At 60.1% G+C, this 22,567-nt stretch carries 18 protein-coding genes; 11 read left to right on the top strand and 7 right to left on the bottom strand.

All coding sequences use genetic code 11. The features are described 5' to 3' along the window. The 5 genes from mutS to ABF824_RS10325 all read right to left on the bottom strand — a co-directional run. On the bottom strand, window positions 1-1,848 hold a 1,848-nt coding region (mutS, locus tag ABF824_RS10345), incomplete at its 3' end, for a DNA mismatch repair protein MutS (protein ID WP_415488690.1). A gap of 101 nt (window positions 1,849-1,949) precedes the next feature. After that, window positions 1,950-3,923, bottom strand: a complete 1,974-nt coding sequence (locus ABF824_RS10340; protein WP_415488686.1) for a transglycosylase SLT domain-containing protein — start codon at window positions 3,921-3,923, stop codon at window positions 1,950-1,952. Continuing rightward, window positions 3,920-4,507 carry a YjbE family putative metal transport protein gene (locus tag ABF824_RS10335; RefSeq protein WP_415488684.1) on the bottom strand — a complete coding sequence of 196 codons (588 nt, stop codon included), beginning with the start codon at window positions 4,505-4,507 and terminating at the stop codon, window positions 3,920-3,922. The genes ABF824_RS10340 and ABF824_RS10335 overlap by 4 nt, the downstream gene beginning before the upstream one ends. Before the next feature lie 76 nt (window positions 4,508-4,583). Beyond that, complete coding sequence (gene cysG, locus ABF824_RS10330) at window positions 4,584-6,011, bottom strand: siroheme synthase CysG (protein ID WP_415488682.1); 1,428 nt, start codon at window positions 6,009-6,011, stop codon at window positions 4,584-4,586. A gap of 35 nt (window positions 6,012-6,046) precedes the next feature. Beyond that, a complete protein-coding gene (locus tag ABF824_RS10325) occupies window positions 6,047-6,577 on the bottom strand; it encodes a UPF0262 family protein (RefSeq protein ID WP_415488680.1) in 531 nt (176 codons plus the stop codon). A gap of 426 nt (window positions 6,578-7,003) precedes the next feature. Between ABF824_RS10325 and guaB the strand changes: the two genes are divergently transcribed. The 6 genes from guaB (at window position 7,004) to moaC (ending at window position 13,064) form a co-directional block, all read left to right on the top strand. Next, entirely contained in the window at window positions 7,004-8,485 is a 1,482-nt protein-coding gene (guaB, locus tag ABF824_RS10320) for an IMP dehydrogenase (protein ID WP_415488678.1), read from the top strand. A 78-nt stretch (window positions 8,486-8,563) separates the two neighbouring features. After that, window positions 8,564-9,853, top strand: coding sequence for an RsmB/NOP family class I SAM-dependent RNA methyltransferase (locus ABF824_RS10315; RefSeq protein ID WP_415488676.1), 1,290 nt, complete (start codon window positions 8,564-8,566; stop codon window positions 9,851-9,853). A 54-nt stretch (window positions 9,854-9,907) separates the two neighbouring features. Then, on the top strand, window positions 9,908-10,504 hold the full coding sequence (locus ABF824_RS10310) for an anthranilate synthase component II (protein WP_415488674.1): 597 nt from the start codon (window positions 9,908-9,910) through the stop codon (window positions 10,502-10,504). Between the two features lie 29 nt (window positions 10,505-10,533). Then, window positions 10,534-11,625 (top strand): anthranilate phosphoribosyltransferase, encoded by a 1,092-nt coding sequence (gene trpD, locus ABF824_RS10305; protein ID WP_415488672.1) that lies wholly within the window; start codon window positions 10,534-10,536, stop codon window positions 11,623-11,625. Window positions 11,626-11,742: 117 nt separating this feature from the next. After that, complete coding sequence (gene trpC, locus ABF824_RS10300) at window positions 11,743-12,591, top strand: indole-3-glycerol phosphate synthase TrpC (RefSeq protein WP_415488688.1); 849 nt, start codon at window positions 11,743-11,745, stop codon at window positions 12,589-12,591. Beyond that, complete coding sequence (gene moaC / locus ABF824_RS10295; RefSeq protein WP_415488670.1) at window positions 12,588-13,064, top strand: cyclic pyranopterin monophosphate synthase MoaC; 477 nt, start codon at window positions 12,588-12,590, stop codon at window positions 13,062-13,064. The genes trpC and moaC overlap by 4 nt, the downstream gene beginning before the upstream one ends. A 12-nt stretch (window positions 13,065-13,076) precedes the next feature. Here moaC and ABF824_RS10290 read toward each other — a convergent pair whose 3' ends face one another. Further along, the gene (locus ABF824_RS10290; RefSeq protein WP_415488668.1) at window positions 13,077-14,516 is read right to left on the bottom strand and encodes a helix-turn-helix domain-containing protein; all 1,440 of its coding nucleotides are present in this window, start codon (window positions 14,514-14,516) and stop codon (window positions 13,077-13,079) included. A 358-nt stretch (window positions 14,517-14,874) separates the two neighbouring features. Here ABF824_RS10290 and pdhA point away from each other — a divergent pair, with 358 nt between their 5' ends. The 5 genes from pdhA to ABF824_RS10265 all read left to right on the top strand — a co-directional run bounded on the left by pdhA (window position 14,875) and on the right by ABF824_RS10265 (window position 20,935). Next, entirely contained in the window at window positions 14,875-15,903 is a 1,029-nt protein-coding gene (gene pdhA, locus ABF824_RS10285) for a pyruvate dehydrogenase (acetyl-transferring) E1 component subunit alpha (RefSeq protein WP_415488666.1), read from the top strand. 5 nt (window positions 15,904-15,908) lie between these two features. Then, window positions 15,909-17,261: a pyruvate dehydrogenase complex E1 component subunit beta gene (locus ABF824_RS10280; protein ID WP_415488664.1), complete on the top strand. Its 1,353-nt coding sequence runs from the start codon at window positions 15,909-15,911 to the stop codon at window positions 17,259-17,261. A 12-nt stretch (window positions 17,262-17,273) separates the two neighbouring features. Beyond that, the gene (locus ABF824_RS10275; RefSeq protein WP_415488662.1) at window positions 17,274-18,524 is read left to right on the top strand and encodes a pyruvate dehydrogenase complex dihydrolipoamide acetyltransferase; all 1,251 of its coding nucleotides are present in this window, start codon (window positions 17,274-17,276) and stop codon (window positions 18,522-18,524) included. Between the two features lie 67 nt (window positions 18,525-18,591). Next, on the top strand, window positions 18,592-20,001 hold the full coding sequence (gene lpdA, locus ABF824_RS10270; RefSeq protein WP_415488660.1) for a dihydrolipoyl dehydrogenase: 1,410 nt from the start codon (window positions 18,592-18,594) through the stop codon (window positions 19,999-20,001). Window positions 20,002-20,224: 223 nt separating this feature from the next. Further along, a complete protein-coding gene (locus ABF824_RS10265) occupies window positions 20,225-20,935 on the top strand; it encodes an HAD family hydrolase (RefSeq protein WP_415488658.1) in 711 nt (236 codons plus the stop codon). A 3-nt stretch (window positions 20,936-20,938) separates the two neighbouring features. Here the strand turns inward: ABF824_RS10265 and ABF824_RS10260 are convergent, their stop codons facing one another. Further along, window positions 20,939-22,420, bottom strand: a complete 1,482-nt coding sequence (locus ABF824_RS10260) for a mannitol dehydrogenase family protein (RefSeq protein WP_415488656.1) — start codon at window positions 22,418-22,420, stop codon at window positions 20,939-20,941. Window positions 22,421-22,567: the final 147 nt, after the last annotated feature.

The raw sequence follows: 22,567 nt of genomic DNA, 5'->3' as shown, positions 1-22,567 counted from the left end.
CAGCAGCATGACGCGGTGCTCCGGCGCGAGGGAGCAGGTGTTTGGCGTAAATCGTGCGCCGGAGCCGAGGGCCGCTTCGACGACCGGGTGACGGCACGCTTCAAGCCGGAAACTGTCGGTTTCGTCCACAACCGCACGGCACCACGTTCCGCCCACGGCAAGGGCGGTGCAGGACTGCGTGACGTCCACCAGCGCCAGAGCGCGGGCGAGCGAGGGGAGTGCGCTATCGTCCAGTGCCCGCCCGACCAGTATGCCGAAGATCTGCTTTTCCCGGACTGACGCCCGTTCAGCGGCTTCCGCGATACGGGAATCGAGTTCCACCAGTTCTTCCGTGGAAAAACGGGCCAGCGTGGTCGTTCCCTGCCGGAAGCTAAGATCGTCCCGGCCACGCAGCTTGCTTCCCGCTGCGATCGGCACTTCAATCACATAGCCAAGCTGGGCGTGATGACGAATCTTGAGGCTCGCAACCTCGAAACGCTGCGCATATTCGTTCTGAAGCGTAGCGATCACGCGCCGGGAATCATCACGCAACGTGCGGTAGGCATCGAGTTCGCCGTCATAGCCTTTTGTAATGACATCCCCATCATCAAGACGGGCTGGCAGCTCGTCGGCCAGAGCCCGGTCCAGTTCTTCACGCAGCGGGCTGCATTCGCTCAGCCATTCCAGCGCTTTTTCAATCAGAGCAGGACGGGTGTCCGACGTAACGCGCTTCAGTTCCTCCGCCACGGCATGAGCGGCAGTGATTCCGTCCCGGAGCGCCGCGAGATCACGGGGTTGGCCACGGCCCACCGACAGGCGTCCAAGAGCGCGATCGATATCCGGGGTGCTGCGCAGAATGAGGCGCAATGCCTCCACGCGGGGGGAATCCTCCTTCAGCCAGTCCCAGCATTCCTGACGGGCAGCGATTTTGTGCGGGGCTGTCAGAGGGGAGGCTATCCACGAGGCCAGCAGGCGGGCGCCGGGGGCCGTCGCGGTCCGGTTTACGGCGGAAAAAAGCGTATGTTCATCGCTGCCATCACGGGAACGCAGCAGGTCGAGACTGGCTCGGGTGGCTGGATCAAGGCCGAGAGCCTGACTGTCTTCCTGCGGCACCGGATGGGCGAGGCGGGGCAGGGAGCCTGCCTGTGATTTGCGGATATAATCGACCGCCATGAGTCCGGCTGCGGCTTCTGCGTCGCTGAAGGTGCCAAACGCATCGAGGCTCGCTACACCGAAAGCCTCCGCCAGACGGGCGCGGGCCGTATGGGCGGAAGGTGGCAATTCACCGACTGCGCGACGCAGATCGAACTCCCCAAGGTCGCGATCCGGTGGGGCAAGGATTTCCGCTGGATCGAGGCGGGCGAGCAGATGGCCGAGTTCCGCGTCCGGGCAACGGGCCGTCTCGAACTGTCCGGTGGAAATATCGATCCACGCAGCGCCCCATTCGGTTGGACCCCGTCGTGTGGTGTGCGCGAAAAGCGCCAGAAGCAGGTTGGAACGACCGGGTTCGAGAAGTTCGTCTTCCGTCAGCGTGCCCGGCGTGATGAGGCGGACGACGGCGCGAGGAAGCGGCCCTTTCTGGGTGGCTTTCTTGCCGGGAAGTTTTGAGGGTGGCGTTGCCGTCTGTTCCGCGATCGCCACGCGGAAGCCTCGGCGGATCAGGCGGGAAAGATAAGCCTGCGCTGCGCCGACAGGCACGCCGCACATGGAAATCGGTTCACCAGCGTGCGAACCGCGTGCCGTCAATGCGATATCGAGCGCGGCAGCGGCCGTGATGGCGTCGTCGAAAAACAGTTCGTAGAAATCGCCCATCCGGAAAAAGAGCAGGAAGTCCGGATTTTCCGCTTTCAGAGCGAACCACTGCGCCATCGCGGGAGAGGCGCCTTCGGGAGAGGGACGTGAGTTCGGGCCGGTCTTCTGATCGGTCGTGTCCAAAACGGTCTCCAAAATGTGCGGTGAGGTGAAGAAACTCAGTCCTGTCGGCGGGTGTCGTAGACAGCAATGCTCTCCCACACCCGTTTGACGTAATTGCGTGGCTCTTCCAGCGGAATCTGCTCGATCCAGTCGATCATCGCATCCTGATCGCCGCCGTTATGCGCCGGATCTCCGCGTGTTTCCAGCCATTGGCTCACGCGATGTGGTCCGGCATTATAGCCTGCCGCAGCATATTCGACCACGTTTCCGAGCCTGTTATAGACGCTGCTGAGATACGCCGTGCCCAGCTGCATGTTCAGTTCCGGCTGATGCAGCGCGGCGATGGTGACGCTGCCAGCACCGATCTTTCGTGCAGTTTCCTGTGCGGTGGCAGGAAGAAGCTGCATCAGTCCGATCGCATTGGAAGAACTGACTGCGTCGGGGTTGAAATTGCTTTCCTGCCGCATCAGGGCCAGAGCGAACCCATCGGGCAGACCGGCCGAGGGAGGCTGGTAAGGCGTGGGCCAGCCGTAATCAGGAAGGCTCACGCCAACGCTGCTCGCCTTTCGCGCGGCGGCAACGCTTATATCCGGCAGGCTGAGACGGGTAGCCAATGCAGCGACGGCCTTCCGATCCTGTAATTCATCGTCCTGAGCCAGCAATACTGAGAGGAAATCCCGTGCGTGCGGCAGGTCGCCCCACGACACCAGAATCTGCGCGGCCCGTGCGAGATCGCTGCCGTCGAGGCGCGTGATGATGGCCGTTGGCTCGCTCTCATTGGCAACGCCTTTCGTACGCCACTGCCGGAGGGCGTTGACCAGCGCATCCGGTATCTGCGTGGGCGTGAACAGCGTGTTTCCAGCATTCGCCAGTTTCGCAATGGCCATCTGGCCATAGAAGGTTTCCGGCGCCTCGGCGGCCTGCTGCCAGTCCGCTGTCGCGGATGCCATGTTTCCTGCCTGCGCATGGGCGCGGCCCAACCAGTAGAAGCCGGTTGCACGGTTCAGGATGGAAGACATTTCCGATAGGGCGCGGAAATGCTCTTCCGCCAGAGCCGGATCATGCAGGGCACGAAGGGCGATCCAGCCGGAGAGTAACGCGGCGTCGGCACGGTTCCGGTCGCGAGTCTGCGCTGTATCGTCGGCGATCGGGAGGGCGTCGGCGGGACGGTTCTGATCGAGCAGATCACGGGCGAGGCGGTCTCGTTCAAACCAGAAACGGCCCAGAATATCGGCAGGGGCAGCACGTTCGGTCTGAAAACCAGCCTGTTTCCACAAGGCTATGGCATCGTCGAAGCGGGTATTCTTTTCCAGCCAGTGAGCATGGTCGAGCACAAGGACTGGGTCTGCGGCGAGGGCGGCTGGCACGGAAGCCAGTGTTGTTTCCGCTGCGGGATCGTTTCCGCGCAAAGCGATCCGTGCTCTGGCAAGTGCGGCGTGGTCGGCATCCAACGTAGCCGCAGTATCGGCTGCGGCATGAAGGCGGCCCGTGCGTTCCTCGCGCTGGAAGCGTGCCCAGCTATCGTCCGGCGTCAGGATATTCGCGAACAGGGAGCGGAGCGTGGCGGCGTCCTGCGTGCCATCGTTGCCATCGCGCCATGCTGTCCGTGCCGCGGCGGCCAGTTGCTCCGTCCCACCGAGAGCCTTCGCACACCGGCTTAGCGCGGTGGCCGATTTTGGTGGCTGGGCGCGGCACAGGCTGGCGGCGACCTGATCGTCCGGCTCATTGGCGAGGGCGTGGTCATAACGCGCCTGAATGGTCGCCCAGCGTGGCCAGATCGGGCGTGTTGCGAGAAAATCGGCGTAGATGCTGGCCGGGATGCCCGCGCTGTTTGACCCGACAAGCTGGAGCCATGTCGTGAGACGGCCCGCCACGGCGTCGGTCGAGGGGCTGCTCTCAGCCTGCTGCGGCGTTGGCCATGATGGGGTGGAAGCGCCCGGCGTTTGCGAAAGCGCGCGTGGCGCGTTGGAACACGCGGACAGAAGTGCGGTGGAGCCGGCAAGGAAGAGGAGAGATAATCTCCTCATCATATCTGCTCGAAGACTTCCGTGCCGCCCTTGAAGATCAGTTCGAGCGCCACACCGAAGACCACCAGCAGTCCGATCCATGCAATCCAGCGAAAGCGCTCCAGCAGTTTGGCGATCATGGTCGCGGCGAAGGCCATCAGGAGAATGGAAACTGCGAGACCGGAGACCAGAACCCACACATGCTCGGCAGCCGCGCCCGCGACCGCGAGCACGTTGTCGAGACTCATCGACAGGTCGGCGATGATGATTCTGACAATGGCGGCCTTCAGACTGCTGGGCGCAGGGGCGTCTCCTTCGTCCATCTCGTCCGGGGTGCGCAGTTCGCGATACATCTTCCAGCACACCCAAAGAAGCAGTAGCCCGCCCGCAAGTCTCAGACCAATGATGCCGAGAAGCTGGGTGGCAACAAGTGCGAGCAGGAGCCGGATAAGTGCTGCGGCGGCTACACCCACCATCACGGCGATGCGTCTCTGCTTTTCGGCCAGTCTTCTGACCGCGAGCCCGACAACGATTGCGTTGTCGCCCGCAAGCGTGATGTCGATGACGATGACTTTGAGGAGGGCGGTCAAAGACGCGAGTGTAAACATGAACCGCCTATAGCGCGGGAAGAGGGAAATCGACCAGTCTTGTTCGACGGGAAGCAGGTATATTTCTAATGCTGCATTATGATTCTTTTGTTCCCGTTGACACGACGCGGTGCTTCACTACCTCTCCCACAATGATCAGAGCCGGACTGCGGAAATTCTGTTCCACCGCCAGTCGGGGAAGGGAGGCGAGATCCGCCGTGATCACGCGCTGATCCGGCTGCGTGCCTTTCTCGATGATGGCAGCAGGCCAAGTGGGGGGCAGGCCATGATCGACCAGCCGTTCACAGAGGCAGGCAATGCCGCCGAGGCCCATATAGATCACCACTGTCTGTCCGCGTTGCGCGATGGTGTGCCAGGGAAGATCGAGTGTGCCGTCTGCCCGGGCATGACCTGTCAGGAAGAGGCAGGACTGCGCGCAGTCGCGGTGAGTGAGGGGGATGCCTGCCGAGGCGGCGCAGCCATTGGCGGCGGAGATGCCCGGCACGACGCGAAACGGCACGCCCGCTTCCATCAGGGCTTCGATTTCCTCGCCGCCACGTCCGAAAATGAAGGGGTCGCCCCCTTTCAGGCGCAGGACGCGTTCACCGGCCTTGGCGCGTCGGACCAGCTCATCATTGATCGCCGGTTGAGGCAGGGCGTGCTGGCTGCGCTGCTTGCCGACAAAGATACGTTCCGCGTCGCGCCGCACCCGATCCAGAACGTCGGGTGGTAGAAGATGATCATACAGGACGCTGTCGGCATTCTGCATCAGACGTAGAGCCTTCAGGGTGAGCAGATCAGGGTCGCCGGGACCTGCACCAACAAGCCAGACTTCACCCCCACCACTTCCAGCTGCGGCAAGGCGTTCCAATGTGGCGCTCGCCGCCTGTTCGTTGCCAGCAAGCGCCTGTTCCGCGCCCTGCCCATCGAGAAAGTTCTCCCATACCCGACGACGTGTGTCCGGTGAGGGATGGCTTTGTGCAAGTTTCTCGCGGGATGCCTGCATGAACCGGGCGAGGCGGCCGAGGCCAGCGGGCAGAAGCGCCTCGATCCGCTCCCGCAGGCGGCGGGCAAGGACGGGGGCGGCGCCGGATGTGGAAATGGACACCATCACCGGTCCACGTCGCACGATGGCGGGTGTGATGAAGGAGGATGGTTCCGGATCGTCCACGGCGCAGACAGGGACATTGTGTGCCTGCGCAATGGCGGCGACGAGGCGATTCACCGTGCGGTCGTCGGTCGCCGCGTAAACGAGGCGCATCCCGGGAATATGGCTTTCTAGAATCTCCTGCGTCGCCATTGCGGCGACATGTGTGAAGCGGTCTGCCTCAAGCGTTCGATGCAATTCATTGCACAGGGTGGGGGCAATGACGGTGATATGCGTGTCCGTTGCCATAAGCAGCGCCGCCTTGTTCGCTGCTATGCTCCCGCCGCCAACCACAAGCGCTCTTGTGCCCTTGTCCAGCCGCAGCGTGACCGGAAACCAGATGTCCTTCGAGTCAGTCGAAATAGCTCGGTCGTTCATAGGGCTCCGGAGTAAGGCTTCGGTTAGGGTGGGCGTTAGCCTCGCTGGGTCAGGAGGCACACAAGGGTGAAAAGGCGTCGCGCCGTCGGTCGGTCCATGGCGATCTTGCCATTGAGCCGTTCGATCAGCAGATCGCCTGCTTCATCATGAACACCACGTCGTCCCATGTCGATAGCCTGCACCTTGGCGCGATTGCCTTCTTCCATGGCCGCTTCGAAGCTCTCGATCATCATGCTGTAATCCTTGAGAAGCTGTCGGAACGGAGAGAGCGCAATAACATGCGTGTAGAGCGGCATGTTTTCCTCATTGCGCACATCGAAGACGAGGCCGGAGAATCCCTGTACGGCCAGATGCAGAATGAAGGGGCCTGTCAGTCCCTCGGGACGGAAGTGGGCGGTCTGGCATAGGTCGAGAATGGCCTGTTCCCGATCTTTCAGGCGTTCGGGATGGGCGTCCGTCGCGGCGTCAAGCGTGCTGTCCAGAACGATGGCCAGAATGGCGTCCGGCCGGTCATACGGCAGCGTCGGTTCTTCTCGGCGCTTCCTGTCATGCAGTAGCTTTGTCACGCCCAATCTCCACTTGCCGGGTTTTACCCGTGCTTGTTCTGTCAGCCTGTCGTGCCGGAACGCACGGTGAGGAATGTCATTGTGACTGTAGGCAGGAACTGATGTGCAAATCTTGCGAATTCACATGAAAATATCGTATTATTTTGCAAAAGTTTCCCGGTGAAAATCACATCTGCATGATAATCGGGTGCTGATCGTTCTTGTCAGCGCCTGTAAGAGTGCTTATGAGGAGCCGCCAACGGTCGGGAACCCGAGGCAGATTGCCGCGACGGTCCGCTCCCGTGGCAAGGACGCCTCAATCGGGTGTCTGCGTGTCGAGTCGACACATTGGCCGGGCAGCAGGTCACAGTCGGGACAACAGGCGTCATGGCACGCCTTACGTGCATGAAACCGGGTAGCCCGTCATTTTGAGAGGGGGCCCGCGCCATGGCCAGTTCTTCGCTTTACGATCGTATTACAGATGCCCTCGCTTTTGACGATGTGCTGATGGTTCCTGCTGCGTCGGACATTCTTCCTGCCGACGCCGACACGCGCACGCGTCTCACGCGTACCATTGATCTCAATATTCCGCTGATTTCGGCGGCGATGGACACCGTGACCGAATGCCAGATGGCAATCGCGATGGCGCAGCAGGGCGGTCTCGGTGTCATCCATAAAAATCTCGAGGCGGAAGAGCAGGCCGAGCAGGTTCGGCGCGTCAAGCGTTTCGAGTCCGGCATGGTCGTCGATCCGGTGACGGTTGGCCCGGACCAGACGCTGGCGGAAGTGCAGGCGATCATGCTGCGCAACGGCATCAGCGGTCTGCCGGTCGTGCAGCCTGAGACGAAAGAGCTGATCGGTATCCTCACAAACCGTGACGTGCGGTTTGCGAACGATCCGGCTCAGAAAGTCAGCGAACTGATGACGCGCGACAATCTGGTCACCGTGAAGCATGGCGCCAATCCGAACGATGCCCGCCAGCTCTTGCACCGGCACCGTATTGAAAAACTGCTCGTCGTGGATGATGCAAACCGTTGCGTGGGTCTCATCACGGTCAAGGACATGGACAAGGCCGTCGCTCATCCACTGGCCATCAAGGACGGTCTGGGCCGTCTGCGTTGCGCTGCCGCTACTGGCGTGGGTGAGGATGGCTTCAAGCGCGCTCAGCTTCTGATCGATGCAGGCGTCGACGTGCTGGTGGTGGATACGGCGCACGGCCATTCATCAGGTGTGTTGCGGGCTGTCGAGCGGATCAAGTCGCTCGGAAAAGAAGTGCAGGTCATTGCCGGTAACATTGCTACCCCCGAAGCGGCGCGTGCGCTGATCGAAGTGGGTGCCGATGGTGTGAAAGTCGGCATTGGCCCCGGTTCGATCTGCACCACGCGCGTTGTGGCCGGTGTGGGTGTGCCGCAGTTTTCCGCCATTCTGGAAACATCGGCTGCCTGCCATGAACTGAACGTCCCGGCCATTGCTGATGGCGGTGTCCGTACATCGGGTGATCTGGTGAAAGCCATCGCTGCTGGTGGCGACGTGGTGATGGTTGGCTCGCTTCTGGCTGGCACGGACGAAGCTCCAGGCGAGGTGTTCCTCTACGAAGGACGTTCCTACAAATCCTATCGCGGCATGGGCAGCCTTGGCGCCATGGCACGTGGGTCGGCGGACCGTTACTTCCAGCAGGAAGTGAAGGATACGCAGAAGATGGTGCCGGAAGGCATTGAGGGGCGCGTGCCTTACAAGGGTGCGATGGCGGCCGTGGTCCACCAGCTTGTCGGCGGCCTGAAGGCGGGGATGGGTTACACCGGCGCGGCAACGATTGCCGCTATGCAGACCAAGACACGTTTCCGTCGCATCACCAATGCGGGTCTGCGCGAGAGTCACGTCCATGACGTGTCCATCACGCGGGAAGCGCCGAACTATCGGCGCGACTGACCTGATTTCCAGACGGGAGGGCTTCGGCTCTCCCATCTTTCTTTTGTTGAACTCCCGTATCAGGACGCAGGATTACCGATGACGCCTTCTGCTCGGCTTGCGGCCGCGATCAATCTTCTCACGGAAATGGAGGCCGCGCCCCGTCGTCCTGCCGATGCCACGGCCAACAGCTTTTTCCGTGCGCGCCGTTTTATTGGCGGCGGGGACCGACGGGCCATTTCGGCCATCGTCTGGGACGTGTTGCGGCATTGGCGACGGGCGGGATGGCTGATCGAGCAGGCGGGCGGGGAGGCCACGCCGCGTCTTCGTGTAGCGGCTGGACAGATACTGTCTGGAAGCCGCTTCGGCGACGTGGCGCAGGCCTTCGTCGAGGGGCGTTTTGCGCCCGGCGCGCTTTCGCGGGACGAGCGACGCGTGATTGAGACGCTTGCGGCCGACAAAAAAGATCAGGCGGCCATGCCGCGCGCCGTGCGTCTGGAAGTGCCAGACTGGCTGCTGCCTTCGCTGGAAGCGACGTTCGGGGACGCGCTTGAGTCCGAACTGGCGGCGATGGACGGAGAAGCGACGCTTGATCTCCGCGTGAACACTCTTCGCTGCAACCGTGAGGAAGCCCGTCAGGCGCTGGCAAAGGATGGTCTGCGTCCCGAGTTGACGGCGCTTTCGCCTTGGGGGCTGCGTTTGCCCGGCCGTCAGCCGGTCACGGCATGCGCGGCATTCAAGGACGGTCTTGTCGAAATTCAGGATGAAGGCAGCCAGCTTGTTGTCGCCATGTTGGGTGCGCGACCGGACATGCGGGTGCTGGATTATTGCGCTGGCGCTGGCGGCAAGACTCTGGCGATTGCCATGATGATGCAGAATCGCGGGCATATCGTGGCCTGCGACGTGTCGGTGCCTCGTCTGGATGGTGCTGTGAAGCGTCTGCGACGGGCAGGCATCCACAATGCCGAGCGTCATTTGCTGGTGCCGGGCGACAAATGGGCGAAGCGCCGTGCTGGATCTTTCGATCGGGTGCTGGTCGATGCGCCCTGCACCGGCACAGGCACGTGGCGTCGGAATCCGGATGCGCGGGTGCGGATTGTCGAAGATGATCTGCGCGAACTTACAGTGAAGCAGGCGGAGATTCTGGATCGAGCGGCGGCGCTGGTCCGACCCGGTGGACGGCTTGTGTATGCGACCTGTTCGATTCTCAATGATGAGAATCGGGACCAGATTACGGCGTTTCTGTCCCGCCATCCCGCGTTCGCGCTCGCGTTGCCCGATGCGGAGGAGGTGCCACAGGCTTTCGCCGCCTCATCGATGCTTTCGCTCACGCCGGCGCAGAATGGGACAGACGGGTTCTTTGCCGCCATCCTTGAACGCAAGGAATGACGATATGCTCATTGCCCGTTTGACCGGAGGAAGCGGGAAGGTCATCATAACACCATGATCCTGCTGATCGACAATTATGACAGTTTCACCTTCAACCTCGTCCACTATCTGGGCGAGTTGGGTGAGCAGTGCGAAGTTCATCGCAATGATGCCCTGACGGTCAGCGAGATTGCTGCCCGCAAACCGGAGGCGATTGTTCTCTCTCCGGGGCCATGCACGCCGAACGAAGCCGGGATCTGCTGCGATCTGATCCGCGAGCTTGCACCGACAACACCCATTCTCGGTGTGTGTCTGGGCCATCAGGCGATCGGGCAGGTGTTTGGCGGCAAGGTCGTTCGTGCGCCGGAGCCCATTCATGGCAAGGTCTGGCCTGTCTACCACGAAGATACGGACGTTTTCGCCGGACTGCCGAACCCGGTGAATGTGACGCGCTATCACAGCCTTGTCGTTGAAGCGGCTTCCTTCCCGGATGTCCTCGAACGGACTGCGTGGACGGATGACGGTCTCATAATGGGCCTCCGTCATCGCCAGTATCCGGTTCATGGCGTGCAGTTTCATCCCGAGAGCATCGCGTCCGAAGGCGGCCATGATATGCTGCGCAACTTCCTGTCGCTGGCGCGCACATGGAATGACGCAAGACGCGCGGCGTAAGGTTTCATCGTGACGACAGGATCGGAAGTATGACGCAGCCGACAAAGGCGGCCGCCGAAGATGGGCGTTTCCGCGCCATACTGCATCATGTGGCGACAGGTGCCGTATTGTCGGAACGGGAAGCGGAAGATGCTTTTGGCCTCATCATGGATGGAGGCGTTCCCGAGGTCCAGATTGCAGGGTTCCTCATGGCGCTACGTGCCCGTGGCGAATCGCCTGATGAGCTTCTGGGGGCAGTAAAGGCGGTCCGTTCCCGCATGCGGGCTTTGCACGAACCGCCTGCCGATGCCATCGACGTTTGTGGCACCGGAGGCGATGGGCACGGTACGCTGAACGTCTCCACAACCGTGTCGTTCGTGCTGGCGGCTCTGGGCGTTCCGGTGGCGAAGCACGGCAATCGCGCCCTGTCCTCAAAGGCGGGTGCGTCGGACGTTCTGGCCGCGTTGGGTGTGCCGCTCAAGGAAGATATCGCTGTTCTTGGCGCCGATCTGCGTGAGCGCAATCTGGCTTTCATGGCGGCTCCGCTGCATCATCCCGCCATGCGTCACGCGGCAGGGGTCCGCCGGGCGCTCGGGGTGCGGACCCTGTTCAATTTCATCGGCCCGCTAGTCAATCCGGCCTGTGTCAGGCGACAACTGGTCGGCGTGTCGGATGCGGGCTGGCTCGGTGCAATGGTCGATGTGCTGGAGAAGCTTGGTTCGGTCAGGGTCTGGGCGGTCTGTGGAGAAATCCCGGGCGTGGCCCAGAAATGGATTGATGAAATCACGCTTGCCGGTCCAACCCATGTTGAGGCGCTGGAAGATGGCAAGCGATATCGTCTGCTTCTGGAGCCTGAGATGGCGGGACTGCAATCTGCGCCCATTTCCGCCATTGCGGGCGGTGGGCCGGAGGAAAATGCCGCTGCTCTGGAAGCCTTGCTTCAGGGCGCGCATGGCCCATATCGGGATACGGTGCTGTTCAATGCCGCATGCGCCTTGCATGTGGCGGGAAAAGGTCGTTTGCTGGATGAGGACGGAGCTGTTCGTCCGGCTGTTTTGCGTGAACTGGTTGCGATGGCGGCCAGCGCGATAGATGGCGGTGGTGCCGCCGCAGCGCTTCAGAAGGCGCGTGATACCGCCTGACTCTGTCATCGGTTCAAGGGACAGGTGACACCTGGCATCGCAATGCCTTACTATGTCAACGGAATGTGAGCGACTGTAACGGGTCACTTCACTCTCTAATTGTGAGACGGAGATATGATGGACGAGAAACCGGCTCCCCAGACTGCTGAAGGGACTGAAGGCGAGGCGTCAGACGTTCTCGCACGCATTGTCGCCCGCACTCGGGTTGAAGTGGCGCATCGTTCGACTTTGCTGAGTCTCAAGGAGATCACGTCAAAGGCGCTGGACACGCAGTTTTCGCCGCGCGGTTTCGGGCGCGCGCTCAAGGAAAAGACGGCGGATCTCCAGCCGGGTCTGATCGCGGAGATCAAGAAAGCCTCGCCTTCTGCCGGTCTCCTTCGTGATCCTTACGATCCTGCCGCGATTGCAAAATCCTATGAAGCAGCCGGGGCGGCCTGTCTTTCCGTGCTGACCGAGAGTTCGTGCTTTCATGGCGCGAATGATGATCTGGTAACGGCCCGGGCGGCGTGTCAGCTTCCGGTGCTGCGCAAGGATTTCATCATTGACCCGTGGCAGGTTTATGAAAGCCGCCTGATTGGGGCAGATTGTATCCTGCTTATCATGGCCATTCTTACAGACACGGAAGCCGCCGACCTTGTCGACCACGCGAAAGGTCTCGACATGGATGTGCTGGTCGAGGTCCATTCGGAAGAAGAGCTGAACCGCGCGCTGGTGCTTGATACCTCGCTGGTCGGTATCAATAACCGCAATCTCAAGACACTCACGACCGATCTTGAGACGACCATCCAGCTTGCGCCACTTGTGCCGCCTGACAAGATCATCGTTTCGGAAAGCGGTATCAAGACCAATGAGGATATCAAGAAGCTGTCCGCCGTGGGGGCAAGTGGCTTCCTTGTCGGCGAATCCCTGCTGCGGGACGCTGATCCGGGTGAAGCCCTGAAAGCGCTGCTGGCTCCCGCTCCATGAGTCAGGATGGATTCACCCATCTCGACGCCGAAGGGCGGGCGGTGATGGTGGATATATCGGGGAAGCCGGCCACCGAACGCGTGGCGGTTGCCCGAGGGCGCATCGATATACGTCCGGATGTTCTGGACCTGATCGTGCGGGGAGAGGCTCCGAAAGGGGATGTGCTGGCGGCCGCTCGTATTGCGGGCATCATGGCCAGCAAAAAGACATCCGATCTTATCCCGCTATGCCATCCCATTGCGCTGTCATCGCTGAAAGTTTTCATGACCCCTGATGATCGGGGGCTTGAGATCGAAGTTCTGGCGAAGACGACGGGGCCAACCGGCGTGGAGATGGAAGCGCTGACAGCCGTCAGCGTCTGCGCTCTGACAATTTACGATATGTGTAAGGCTCTCGACCGGGAAATGCGGATTGGGGATATTCGCCTTGTCCGCAAGAGCGGTGGCCGTTCGGGAACATTCGAGGCTTCCTGACCGTTCCGACAGTCAGGCAATGACCCGGAATGGAATGGCACCCCGTTCGTCGCTAGACGGATCAAGCCGGAAGCCGCTGGCAGGAATGGCCCGGTGACGGCAGTCCACGCGGATGCAGGCCCGGCAACCCGGTCCGATCGGCACGAAATTTCTGCTGTCCGCGAGATTGAAGGACGCCGAATACACGATTTCCGACGCATGGGTGACGGAGCAGCCGAGCACAATGGCGACGCGCCGTGAGCGCTCGAAGAACGATGTCGGGGGGCGTCCTACCGTTCTGGCCACGCTGATAAAGACGCTGCCATCCGTGTCTTCCGACAGTTGGGTGGCCAGACGGCCCGGTATCGCAAAGCTTTCGAACAGATTCCACAGTGCGCACAGGCCTCCGAAACGGGCACGGCTGAAGCGTGTGGCGCTGTAGCTTTTCAGGATATTTCCCGCCACATCCGCCTTGATGAAATAGAACGGGATGCCTTCCGCGCCAGGTCTCTGCAAAGTGGACAGGCGATGACAGACCTGCTCGAAACTGACGCCAAACCGGCGTTGCAGCAGATCGAGATCATGCTTGTTTTCACGCGCGGCCATCCGAAAGCGGTTGTAAGGCAGGATCAGCGCCCCCGCGAAATAATTGCCGATACTGACACGGACAAGCGCCTGTGCGTCTCCGGCGGGAAGACCGGAGCGCCGGATGGTCTTGTCGATCAGCCGTCCGAAATCGAGCACGCCGATCAGGCGCGCGAGGCAGAAAGCTCTGCTCTCGGCTGACATTTCCGTAGCGATCAGGAGGCGTTTTTCACGCCGGTCGTAACGCCACAATGTGTCCTGCAACGCGAAATCAGGATTGCTGACGACGCGAACGCCGTGTGTATCCAGCAGATAGCGCTCAAGTGTCGCCCCGAGAGGGCCTTTGTCGAAGCCTTCGGTCTCGTACAGGCTCTCGGCAGCCGTATCGATGTCGTGAAAGTAATTTTTCTGCGCCTGAACCCATTCGCCCGCCGCTTCGTAATGCGGTGAGATCAGGGTTTCCGGTCCGGTAAGGTGGCGATCTCCAGCGACAGGCTGCGAAGGAGGGGCGTGGCGTTCCTGAAGCGTGCGGAAGGAGCGATAAAGGTCGATGAAGTTTCGGGCCAGTCCCGGCATGTCCTGCACGGCTTTTCTCAACTCGTCCGCCTGAAGGTCCGCTTTGAACATCGGGTCAGCGAACACTTCCCGCAGCATCTGAACCGTACGGATTTCCTCATTGTCCCCAAACCACGAGGCGCTGACCTGAAATGTCCTGCAAATAGTTAGCAGCAGACGGGGAGGAAGAGGTCTGAGGTCATTTTCGATCTGGTTGAGGTAGCTGGACGAAATATCGAGAACACGTGCCATTTCCCGTTGGGTGAGGCTGAACTGACGGCGGATTTTTTTGACTCGACTGCCTGCGAAAAGCTTCTTGTTGCCGGTGTTCATGTTCACATTGTTCACATTTTCAGTGTCGCGTTGCTTCAGTTTTACACCTTTCGGACGCTTTGCAGAAAGATATCTCGGCGTTACGAATTACCGCGCATTGCATGGAGAACTTGCCGGGTGCAGAAGCGTTTGCGGGAAGCCCGAGGAGAATGGAAATTTTGAGAAGTTTCGGACAGCCGACACTGTTCTGGATAAATTTGTGAACATATGCACCACCTTCGGGGAAATCGGGGTGTGCAGAGAGTTCATCGCCTTACTTTTCATATGACATGGATGACCTGAAATTTTCTGACTGACCAAAAAACAAGAATATCGAGCCTAATCAGACACCAGAAACCGATGAGGTATAAGCAACGCCATGACCGCAACGAATAATTCGGGGCAACCAAGCCCTGACGGCGCTACGGATGGCCGGAATCACCCGGGGCTGACGACGGATCAGCTGAAGCAGGCCTATTACGACATGCTGCTTATCCGTCGCTTTGAGGAAAAAGCCGGGCAGCTTTATGGAATGGGGCTCATCGGCGGCTTCTGCCATCTCTATATCGGTCAGGAAGCTGTGGTGGTCGGCCTTCAGATGGCGCAGAAGGACGGTGACAAGGTCATCACCTCCTACCGTGACCACGGCCAGATGCTCGCGGCAGGCATGGACCCGCGCGGCGTGATGGCGGAACTGACAGGACGTGCGACCGGCCTTTCCCACGGCAAGGGCGGCTCCATGCACATGTTCTCCCGCGAGAAGAATTTCTATGGCGGTCACGGCATCGTCGGCGCTCAGGTGGCGCTGGGTATCGGTCTGGCCTTTGCCAACCAGTATCGCGGCACGGATGAGGTCTCCATCACTTATTTCGGTGAAGGCGCTTCCAATCAGGGGCAGGTCTACGAGAGCTTCAATCTTGCTGCCCTGCACAAGCTGCCCTGCGTGTTCGTAATTGAAAACAACCGTTACGGCATGGGCACCAGTGTAGAGCGTGCTTCGGCATCCAAGGCGTTGTGGAAGAACGGCGAGCCATGGGGCATTCCCGGCAAGCAGGTTGACGGCATGGACGTGGAGGCGGTGAACGCCGCGGCCAAGGAAGCCATCGCGCATTGCCGTGCGGGCAAGGGGCCTTATCTGCTGGAAATGTCCACCTACCGTTATCGCGGCCACTCGATGTCCGATCCGGCGAAATATCGTCAGCGTTCGGAAGTGGATGAAATCCGCCAGAAACATGACCCGATCGACCATGTGCGCAACCTGCTGAAAGCGGCTGGCGTGGAAGACACGGACTTCAAGGAAATGGAAACCAAGGTGAAGGAAATCGTCGCGGATGCGACCGAGTTCGCCAAGACGAGCCCGGAGCCTGATCCTTCCGAACTGTTTACCGACGTGCTGGTGGGAGAATAAGACGGATGGCTATTGATATCCTGAGGCCAGCGCTGTCGCCGACGATGACCGAAGGCAAGCTGGCCAAGTGGAACAAGAAAGAAGGCGACACCGTATCTTCTGGTGAAGTGATTGCCGAGATTGAGACGGACAAGGCGACGATGGAAGTCGAAGCCGTGGACGAAGGCGTTCTTGGCAAGATTCTCATTCCGGAAGGAACGGAAGGTGTGGCGGTGAACACGCCCATCGCCATTCTGGTCGAGGAAGGCGAGACTGTGCCGGAAGGCCCCTCCGCAGGCAGTGGCGAGGTTCATCCTGCCGCTGAAGAGAAGCCGAAAGCTGCCGCTGCGACTCAGGTCACCGCTGCTCCAACGACCAGCGAGCCTGAAAAAGACTGGGGCGAGATGAGCGAAATCACCGTGCGTGAGGCGCTTCGTGACGCCATGGCTGCCGAGATGCGCCGTGACGAAGACGTCTTCCTGCTGGGTGAGGAAGTCGCCCAGTATCAGGGTGCCTACAAGGTCTCGCAGGGTCTGCTGGACGAGTTCGGCGAGAAGCGCGTGATCGACATGCCGATCACCGAACACGGCTTTACGGGCATGGCCACGGGTGCGGCGATGACCGGCCTGAAGCCGATTGTCGAGTTCATGACCATGAACTTCTCGTTGCAGGCGATCGACCACATCATCAACTCGGCGGCCAAGACGCACTACATGTCCGGCGGTCAGATTTCCTGTCCGATGGTCTTCCGTGGTCCGAATGGTGCTGCGGCCCGCGTCGGTGCACAGCATTCGCAGTGTTTTGCAAGCTGGTATGCCCATGTTCCGGGGCTGAAGGTTGTGGCTCCGTGGTCGGCAGCCGACGCGAAGGGCCTGCTGCGTGCGGCCATCCGTGATCCGAACCCGGTGATCGTGCTTGAGAACGAGATCCTCTACGGGCAGAAATTCCCGTGCCCGGTGGATGAAGACTTCATCCTGCCGATCGGCAAGGCGAAGATCGAGCGTCCGGGCAAGGACGTGACCATCGTGGCGTTCTCGATCAGTGTTGGCACGGCGATGGCCGCTGCTGAACTGCTGGCCGAGAAGGGCATCGACGCGGAGGTCATCAACCTGCGTACGATCCGTCCGCTTGATACGGCGACCATCGTCGAGAGCGTGAAAAAGACGAGCCGTCTGGTCACGGTTGAAGAAGGCTGGCCGTTTGCCGGTATTGGCGCGGAAATCGCCATGCAGGTGATCGAGCACGCCTTCGACTGGCTCGATGCGCCGCCGGTCCGCGTGGCTGGTCTCGATGTGCCGATGCCGTTTGCAGCCAACCTTGAGAAGCTAGCCCTGCCGCAGCCCGACTGGGTTGTGGACGCCGTTTCCAAAATCGTCTGAGGGAAAGACATCATGGCTATCGATATCCTGATGCCCGCTCTCTCGCCGACCATGACGGAAGGCAAGCTGGCGAAGTGGAACAAGAAAGAGGGCGATACGGTTTCATCCGGTGAGGTGATCGCCGAGATCGAGACGGACAAGGCGACGATGGAAGTCGAAGCCGTGGACGAGGGTATTCTCGGCAAGATTCTTATTCCGGAAGGAACGGAGGGTGTGGCGGTGAATACGCCCATCGCCATTCTGGTTGAGGAAGGTGAGGCGGTGCCGGAAGGCCCGTCCACTGCTGCGCCCAAGACGGAGAAAGCCGAGTCAGCAAAGACCGAGGCACCCGCGCCAAAGGCTGCTGCGCCTGCGCCGCAGGTGAAGGCTTCCGTGGAGAAGGGCAATCGCGTGTTTGCTTCTCCACTGGCGAAGCGGATCGCCAAGGATGCGGGCATCGACCTATCTACCCTGAAAGGCAGCGGCCCGAATGGCCGTATCGTCAAGAAGGACGTGGAAGCGGCAAAGGCTGGCGGCAATGCTTCGACAGCGAAGTCCGCGCCTGTAGCAGCCTACACGCCGGGTGGTTCGACCAGCACGCCGCACTCCACCATGCGCAAGGTCATCGCCCGTCGTCTGACGGAATCGAAGACGACCGTCCCGCATTTCTATGTCTCGGTCGATGTGAAGCTCGATGCCTTGTTGGCTCTGCGTAGCCAGCTCAACGCGGCATCACCCGCCGAGGGGCCTGACGCGTTCAAGCTGTCGGTCAACGATCTGCTGATCAAGGCCGCTGCCGTCACGCTACGTCGCGTGAAGGGCGTCAACGTCTCCTACACGGACGAGGCGCTGATCGAGTATAACGACGTGGACATCTCGGTGGCCGTGTCCATCCCGGATGGTCTCATCACGCCGATCATCCGTCAGGCCGATCGCAAGTCGCTGCGTGAGATCAGCAAAGAGATGAAAGATCTCGCGTCCCGTGCGCGTGCGGGCAAGCTGAAGCCGGAAGAGTTCCAGGGCGGATCGTTCTCGATCTCCAACATGGGTATGTTCGGCGTCAGTTCGTTCTCGGCGATCATCAACCCGCCGCAGGCTGGTATTCTGGCCATTGCCGCCGGTGAGAAACGTGCGGTCGTGAAGCCGGACGGCTCGCTGGGTGTGGCTACGGTGATGACCGTGACGCTCTCGGTCGATCATCGCGCCATCGACGGTGCTCTGGCCGCCAAGTGGATTGCTGGGTTCCGCGAAGTGGTGGAAAACCCGTTCACGCTGGTCGTCTGACAGGCCGTATCGTCGGGCGGGCAGGGAGCAGTTCCTGCCCGCCAGACGCTCAATCAGGAAATATCATATGAGCACCACCGATTTTGATCTGATTGTTGTGGGTGGCGGTCCCGGCGGCTATGTGGCGGCTCTCCGTGCGGCACAGCTGAAACTCTCGGTTGCTGTTGTCGAAGCCAACCATCTTGGCGGTATCTGCCTCAACTGGGGCTGCATCCCGACCAAGGCGCTGCTGCGCGCTTCCGAAATCAATCATCTTATCCACGATCTCGGCCAGTTCGGTTTTGCCGTGGATAATCCGCGCTTCGATTTCCAGAAGGTCGTGAGCCGTTCGCGCGCTGTGTCGAAACAGCTTTCAGGCGGCGTGGGTCATCTGCTGAAAAAGGCGAAGGTTCCGGTTTTCGACGGCTTTGCGAAGCTGGCTGGCACAGACGGCAAGAAGCGCCAGCTTGCCGTGGCGCTGAAGGACGGCAAATCGGTCACGCTGACGGCCAAGAACCTCATTCTTGCGACCGGTGCCCGTGCCCGCACGCTGCCGGGGCTTGAGCCTGACGGCAAGTTCGTCTGGTCCTATCGCGAGGCCCTTGTGCCGGACGAACTGCCGAAGCGCCTGCTGGTGATCGGCTCCGGTGCGATCGGCACCGAGTTCGCCTCCTTCTATCGCAACATGGGTTCCGAAGTGACGCTGGTGGAAGTCGCGGATCGCGTGCTGCCGGTCGAGGACGAGGAAATCAGTGGTCTCGCCCGCAAGGCGTTCGAGAAACAGGGGATGAAAATCCTTACCGGCGCGAAACTCGGCACGCTGAAGAAGTCCGACAAGGACGTCTCGGTCGAGATCGAAGCAGGTGGCAAGAAGGAAACCTACACGTTTGATCGTGTGATTTCCGCAGTGGGTATTGTCGGTAATGTCGAGAATATCGGGCTTGAAGGCACGAAGATTGTCGTGGATCGCACGCATATCGTGACGGACGATCTCTGTCGCACCGGTGAGCCGGGTGTGTTCGCTATCGGTGATGTGGCTGGCGCTCCGTGGCTGGCGCACAAGGCAAGCCATGAGGCGGTCATGTGCGTGGAAGCGATTGCTGGCAAGCACGTGCATCCGATCGACGTGACGAAAATTCCGGGTTGCACCTATTGCCGTCCGCAGGTGGCCTCAGTCGGCTACACGGAAGCCAAAGCGAAAGCGGCGGGGTATCAGGTCCGCGTCGGTCGCTTCCCGTTCATTGGCAACGGTAAGGCGATTGCCATGGGTGAGCCGGAAGGTTTGGTGAAGGTCGTGTTCGACGCCAAGACCGGCGAACTGCTGGGCGCACACATGATCGGCGCGGAAGTGACGGAGATGATTCAGGGCTACGTCATCGCTCGCAGTGGTGAACTGACGGAAGCGGAACTGAAGGAAACCATCTTCCCGCATCCGACAATCTCTGAGTCGATGCATGAAGCCGTGCTGGCGGCTTATGACGGAGCGCTGCATTTTTAATGAACGGGGAGGTCCCGATCTTTATTCGGGACTTTCCCAAGTTTCTGGCTCGCTGAGAACGCCTGTATTTTGAATTGATGTATTTCCTGTAACCTTCGTTGCAGGATTTCTTTCTGTGATACTGTCTGCATTCCCAAGCAGAACCCTTAGTGCGGCTGTCAGTCTGAAACCTTAGGCCTTCCTGAGGCTTCTGCTTCTATATGAAACGGAAACAGGAAGACTGATGCTGGATCAAATACTCCCGAACCATCTCCTCAGTGAAAAGGCAGCGCCAGTTCGCGGGGTCATTTTCGACATGGATGGTCTGTTGCTGGACAGTGAGATTCTGGCGATGGATGCGCTTGTCGATGCAGGCAAGGACATTGGTTACGATGTGCCGATGAGCTTCTGCCGTCAGATGATCGGGGTGCCAGCAGATGGATGCCGGAAGCTGGTGAAAGAAGCCTACGGTGTCGATTTTCCTATCGACGAATTCTTCGCCCGTCAGGAAGTCGTGCTGCGCGATTATGTCGACAACGGGAAGCTTGTCCTGAAGGAAGGTGTCATTCCTCTTCTGGATCTGCTTGATGAACTGAAGCTGCCGCGCGCGATTGCAACCTCATCAAGCCGCTATCGCACGGATCATCACCTTGAACTGGTTGGTCTGAACACGCGCTTCAATGCGACGGTTACGCGCGATGACGTCTCTGCTGGCAAGCCCAATCCGGAGCCATATCTGACGGCCGCGAAGAAAATCGGTGTGGCACCGGAATATTGTCTGGCGCTGGAAGATTCTCACTCAGGTGCGAAAGCGGCACATGCTGCAGGGATCCGGGTTTTCGTCGTGCCCGATCTGATGGAACCCACGGACGAAATCCGGCAGAAGGCCCTTGCTGTGGTGAAGGACCTCCACGCCGTTCGCACGTATCTCACTCACCACGCCAAAAAGGCGTAAGGCCTAGCGTACTGCCAGTTTGCGCAGGAGGGTGGGAACGTCATCCTCCGTCAGGCAGCGCAGCATGTCGGCAATGGCATCTACCTGCCGGTCATGGTCCGGCAGCGGCGGTCCAAAGACTTCTTCCATCGCGAGAAACGCTTCAGCTTGGGCCTTGTGGTCGTCCCGCGCTTCGGCGCAGATCTGGCGCAGCGTGTTGGCGCGGGGATCTGTAAGGGCCAGTTCGAGTGCTTCCTGCTCATGCAGCGCAAACCAGCGGATCCAGCTTGCAATGAGCAGGATCGCGCCTCTGACCGGGCGGCCATTTTCCAGATTGTCACGCATGGTGCGGATCACGCGATCCGCCATCTTGGCCGAGCCGTTGCGCCCCACACGCTCGGCCTCATGCACAATGCCGGGATTGCGGAAACGCTCCATCAAATCATTGGTGTAATCGTCCAGTTCCTCAGCCGATAAATCAATACCGGCGGTCTGTTCGTAGCGCATGAAATTGCGCGTGATATGGCCGAGACTGGAATCGCTGGCAGCCTCGTTGATGGTGTTAAGTCCGGCGAGCGCGCCTGTGTAGGCCAGCAGCATGTGACTGCCATTCAGCATCTGGAGTTTCGCGGCTTCAAAAACCGAAACATTCCGGACAAATTTCGTTCCCGGATGGGCTTCCCAGCGCGGACGGGGGCCATCGAACGCGCCAATAATCCACTGGAACCACGGGTCCGCCGAAATGGGGGCAGCGTCTTCAATGCCGCCGAGCGCGATCCGGGCGTCGGCAACATCATCCAGTTTGGTGGGAGGAGCGATCCGGTCGACCATCGTATCGGGAAACTGCACGTTCGCCCTAATCCATTCCGCCAGACTGTCATCGCCACGGAGACCGGCAAAATCGATGACGGTCTGTTTCAGCGTCTCACCGTTGTGGCTCACATTATCGCAACTCAGAATCACGGGAGGTTTTGTTCCGCGCTTCCGGACAAGATCCAGCCCGGCGACGAGAATGCCGACGGCAGTGCGCGGATGTGTCGTGGCGAGATCTCTGGTGATGGCTTCAGCCTGTTCGTCGAGACGCCCGTCAGCCGTGAGATAGTAGCCGCTGGCGGTTACGGTCAGGGAAACGATGTGGATACGTGGATCAGCGATTTTTGCAGGGAGGTCGCACTGCTCGTCGCCTGAGAAAACCATTGTGTGGATCGAGCCGATGACGGAGGCCACCGTCTTTTCGGAGACGCGCGTCAGCAGAGTGTAGAGATTGTCCTGTGGAAGCAGGTCATTGACCAGATCAGGCCGGCGCATCGTCGCGCCGATTATTCCCCATCTGAGCCCGCTCGCACCTTCAACATTGATGGCTGCCTGCGTGGCGACGGCCTGATGCGCGCGGTGAAAGTTACCGCATCCCAGATGCAGGATACCCGGTGTAAGGGCCGCGACGTCGTATTGCGGGCGATAGACGTTGCTCGGAAGGTGGGGCAGGGCGGCGCGAGACAATCGCAAGGATCAGGTTCCTCCTCAGATATTCATGAATTCAATTCTCTGCTTTCAATAATGTAGGAACTGTTTGAGAGTTCCATGAAATTCCTCGGCTGCCGTGTTTTGTGAATATGTGGAAATAGTCTTTTGCATTGTGGAACATTTTCCATG

It is taken from the genome of Acetobacter sp., assembly GCF_047721705.1.
Lineage (GTDB): Bacteria > Pseudomonadota > Alphaproteobacteria > Acetobacterales > Acetobacteraceae > Acetobacter.
The sequence above is the reverse complement of the archived record's forward strand: the minus strand, read 5'-3'. Positions and strand labels throughout refer to the sequence as shown.

Bases quoted from the DNA above. Each gene is read 5' to 3' on its own strand.
- ABF824_RS10340 (WP_415488686.1), bottom strand. From the start codon at position 3,923: ATGATGAGGAGATTATCTCTCCTCTTCCTTGCCGGCTCCACCGCACTT.
- ABF824_RS10335 (WP_415488684.1), bottom strand. From the start codon at position 4,507: ATGTTTACACTCGCGTCTTTGACCGCCCTCCTCAAAGTCATCGTCATC.
- cysG (WP_415488682.1), bottom strand. From the start codon at position 6,011: ATGAACGACCGAGCTATTTCGACTGACTCGAAGGACATCTGGTTTCCG.
- guaB (WP_415488678.1), top strand. From the start codon at position 7,004: ATGGCCAGTTCTTCGCTTTACGATCGTATTACAGATGCCCTCGCTTTT.
- ABF824_RS10315 (WP_415488676.1), top strand. From the start codon at position 8,564: ATGACGCCTTCTGCTCGGCTTGCGGCCGCGATCAATCTTCTCACGGAA.
- ABF824_RS10310 (WP_415488674.1), top strand. From the start codon at position 9,908: ATGATCCTGCTGATCGACAATTATGACAGTTTCACCTTCAACCTCGTC.
- trpD (WP_415488672.1), top strand. From the start codon at position 10,534: ATGACGCAGCCGACAAAGGCGGCCGCCGAAGATGGGCGTTTCCGCGCC.
- trpC (WP_415488688.1), top strand. From the start codon at position 11,743: ATGGACGAGAAACCGGCTCCCCAGACTGCTGAAGGGACTGAAGGCGAG.
- moaC (WP_415488670.1), top strand. From the start codon at position 12,588: ATGAGTCAGGATGGATTCACCCATCTCGACGCCGAAGGGCGGGCGGTG.
- ABF824_RS10290 (WP_415488668.1), bottom strand. From the start codon at position 14,516: ATGAACACCGGCAACAAGAAGCTTTTCGCAGGCAGTCGAGTCAAAAAA.
- pdhA (WP_415488666.1), top strand. From the start codon at position 14,875: ATGACCGCAACGAATAATTCGGGGCAACCAAGCCCTGACGGCGCTACG.
- ABF824_RS10280 (WP_415488664.1), top strand. From the start codon at position 15,909: ATGGCTATTGATATCCTGAGGCCAGCGCTGTCGCCGACGATGACCGAA.
- ABF824_RS10275 (WP_415488662.1), top strand. From the start codon at position 17,274: ATGGCTATCGATATCCTGATGCCCGCTCTCTCGCCGACCATGACGGAA.
- lpdA (WP_415488660.1), top strand. From the start codon at position 18,592: ATGAGCACCACCGATTTTGATCTGATTGTTGTGGGTGGCGGTCCCGGC.
- ABF824_RS10265 (WP_415488658.1), top strand. From the start codon at position 20,225: ATGCTGGATCAAATACTCCCGAACCATCTCCTCAGTGAAAAGGCAGCG.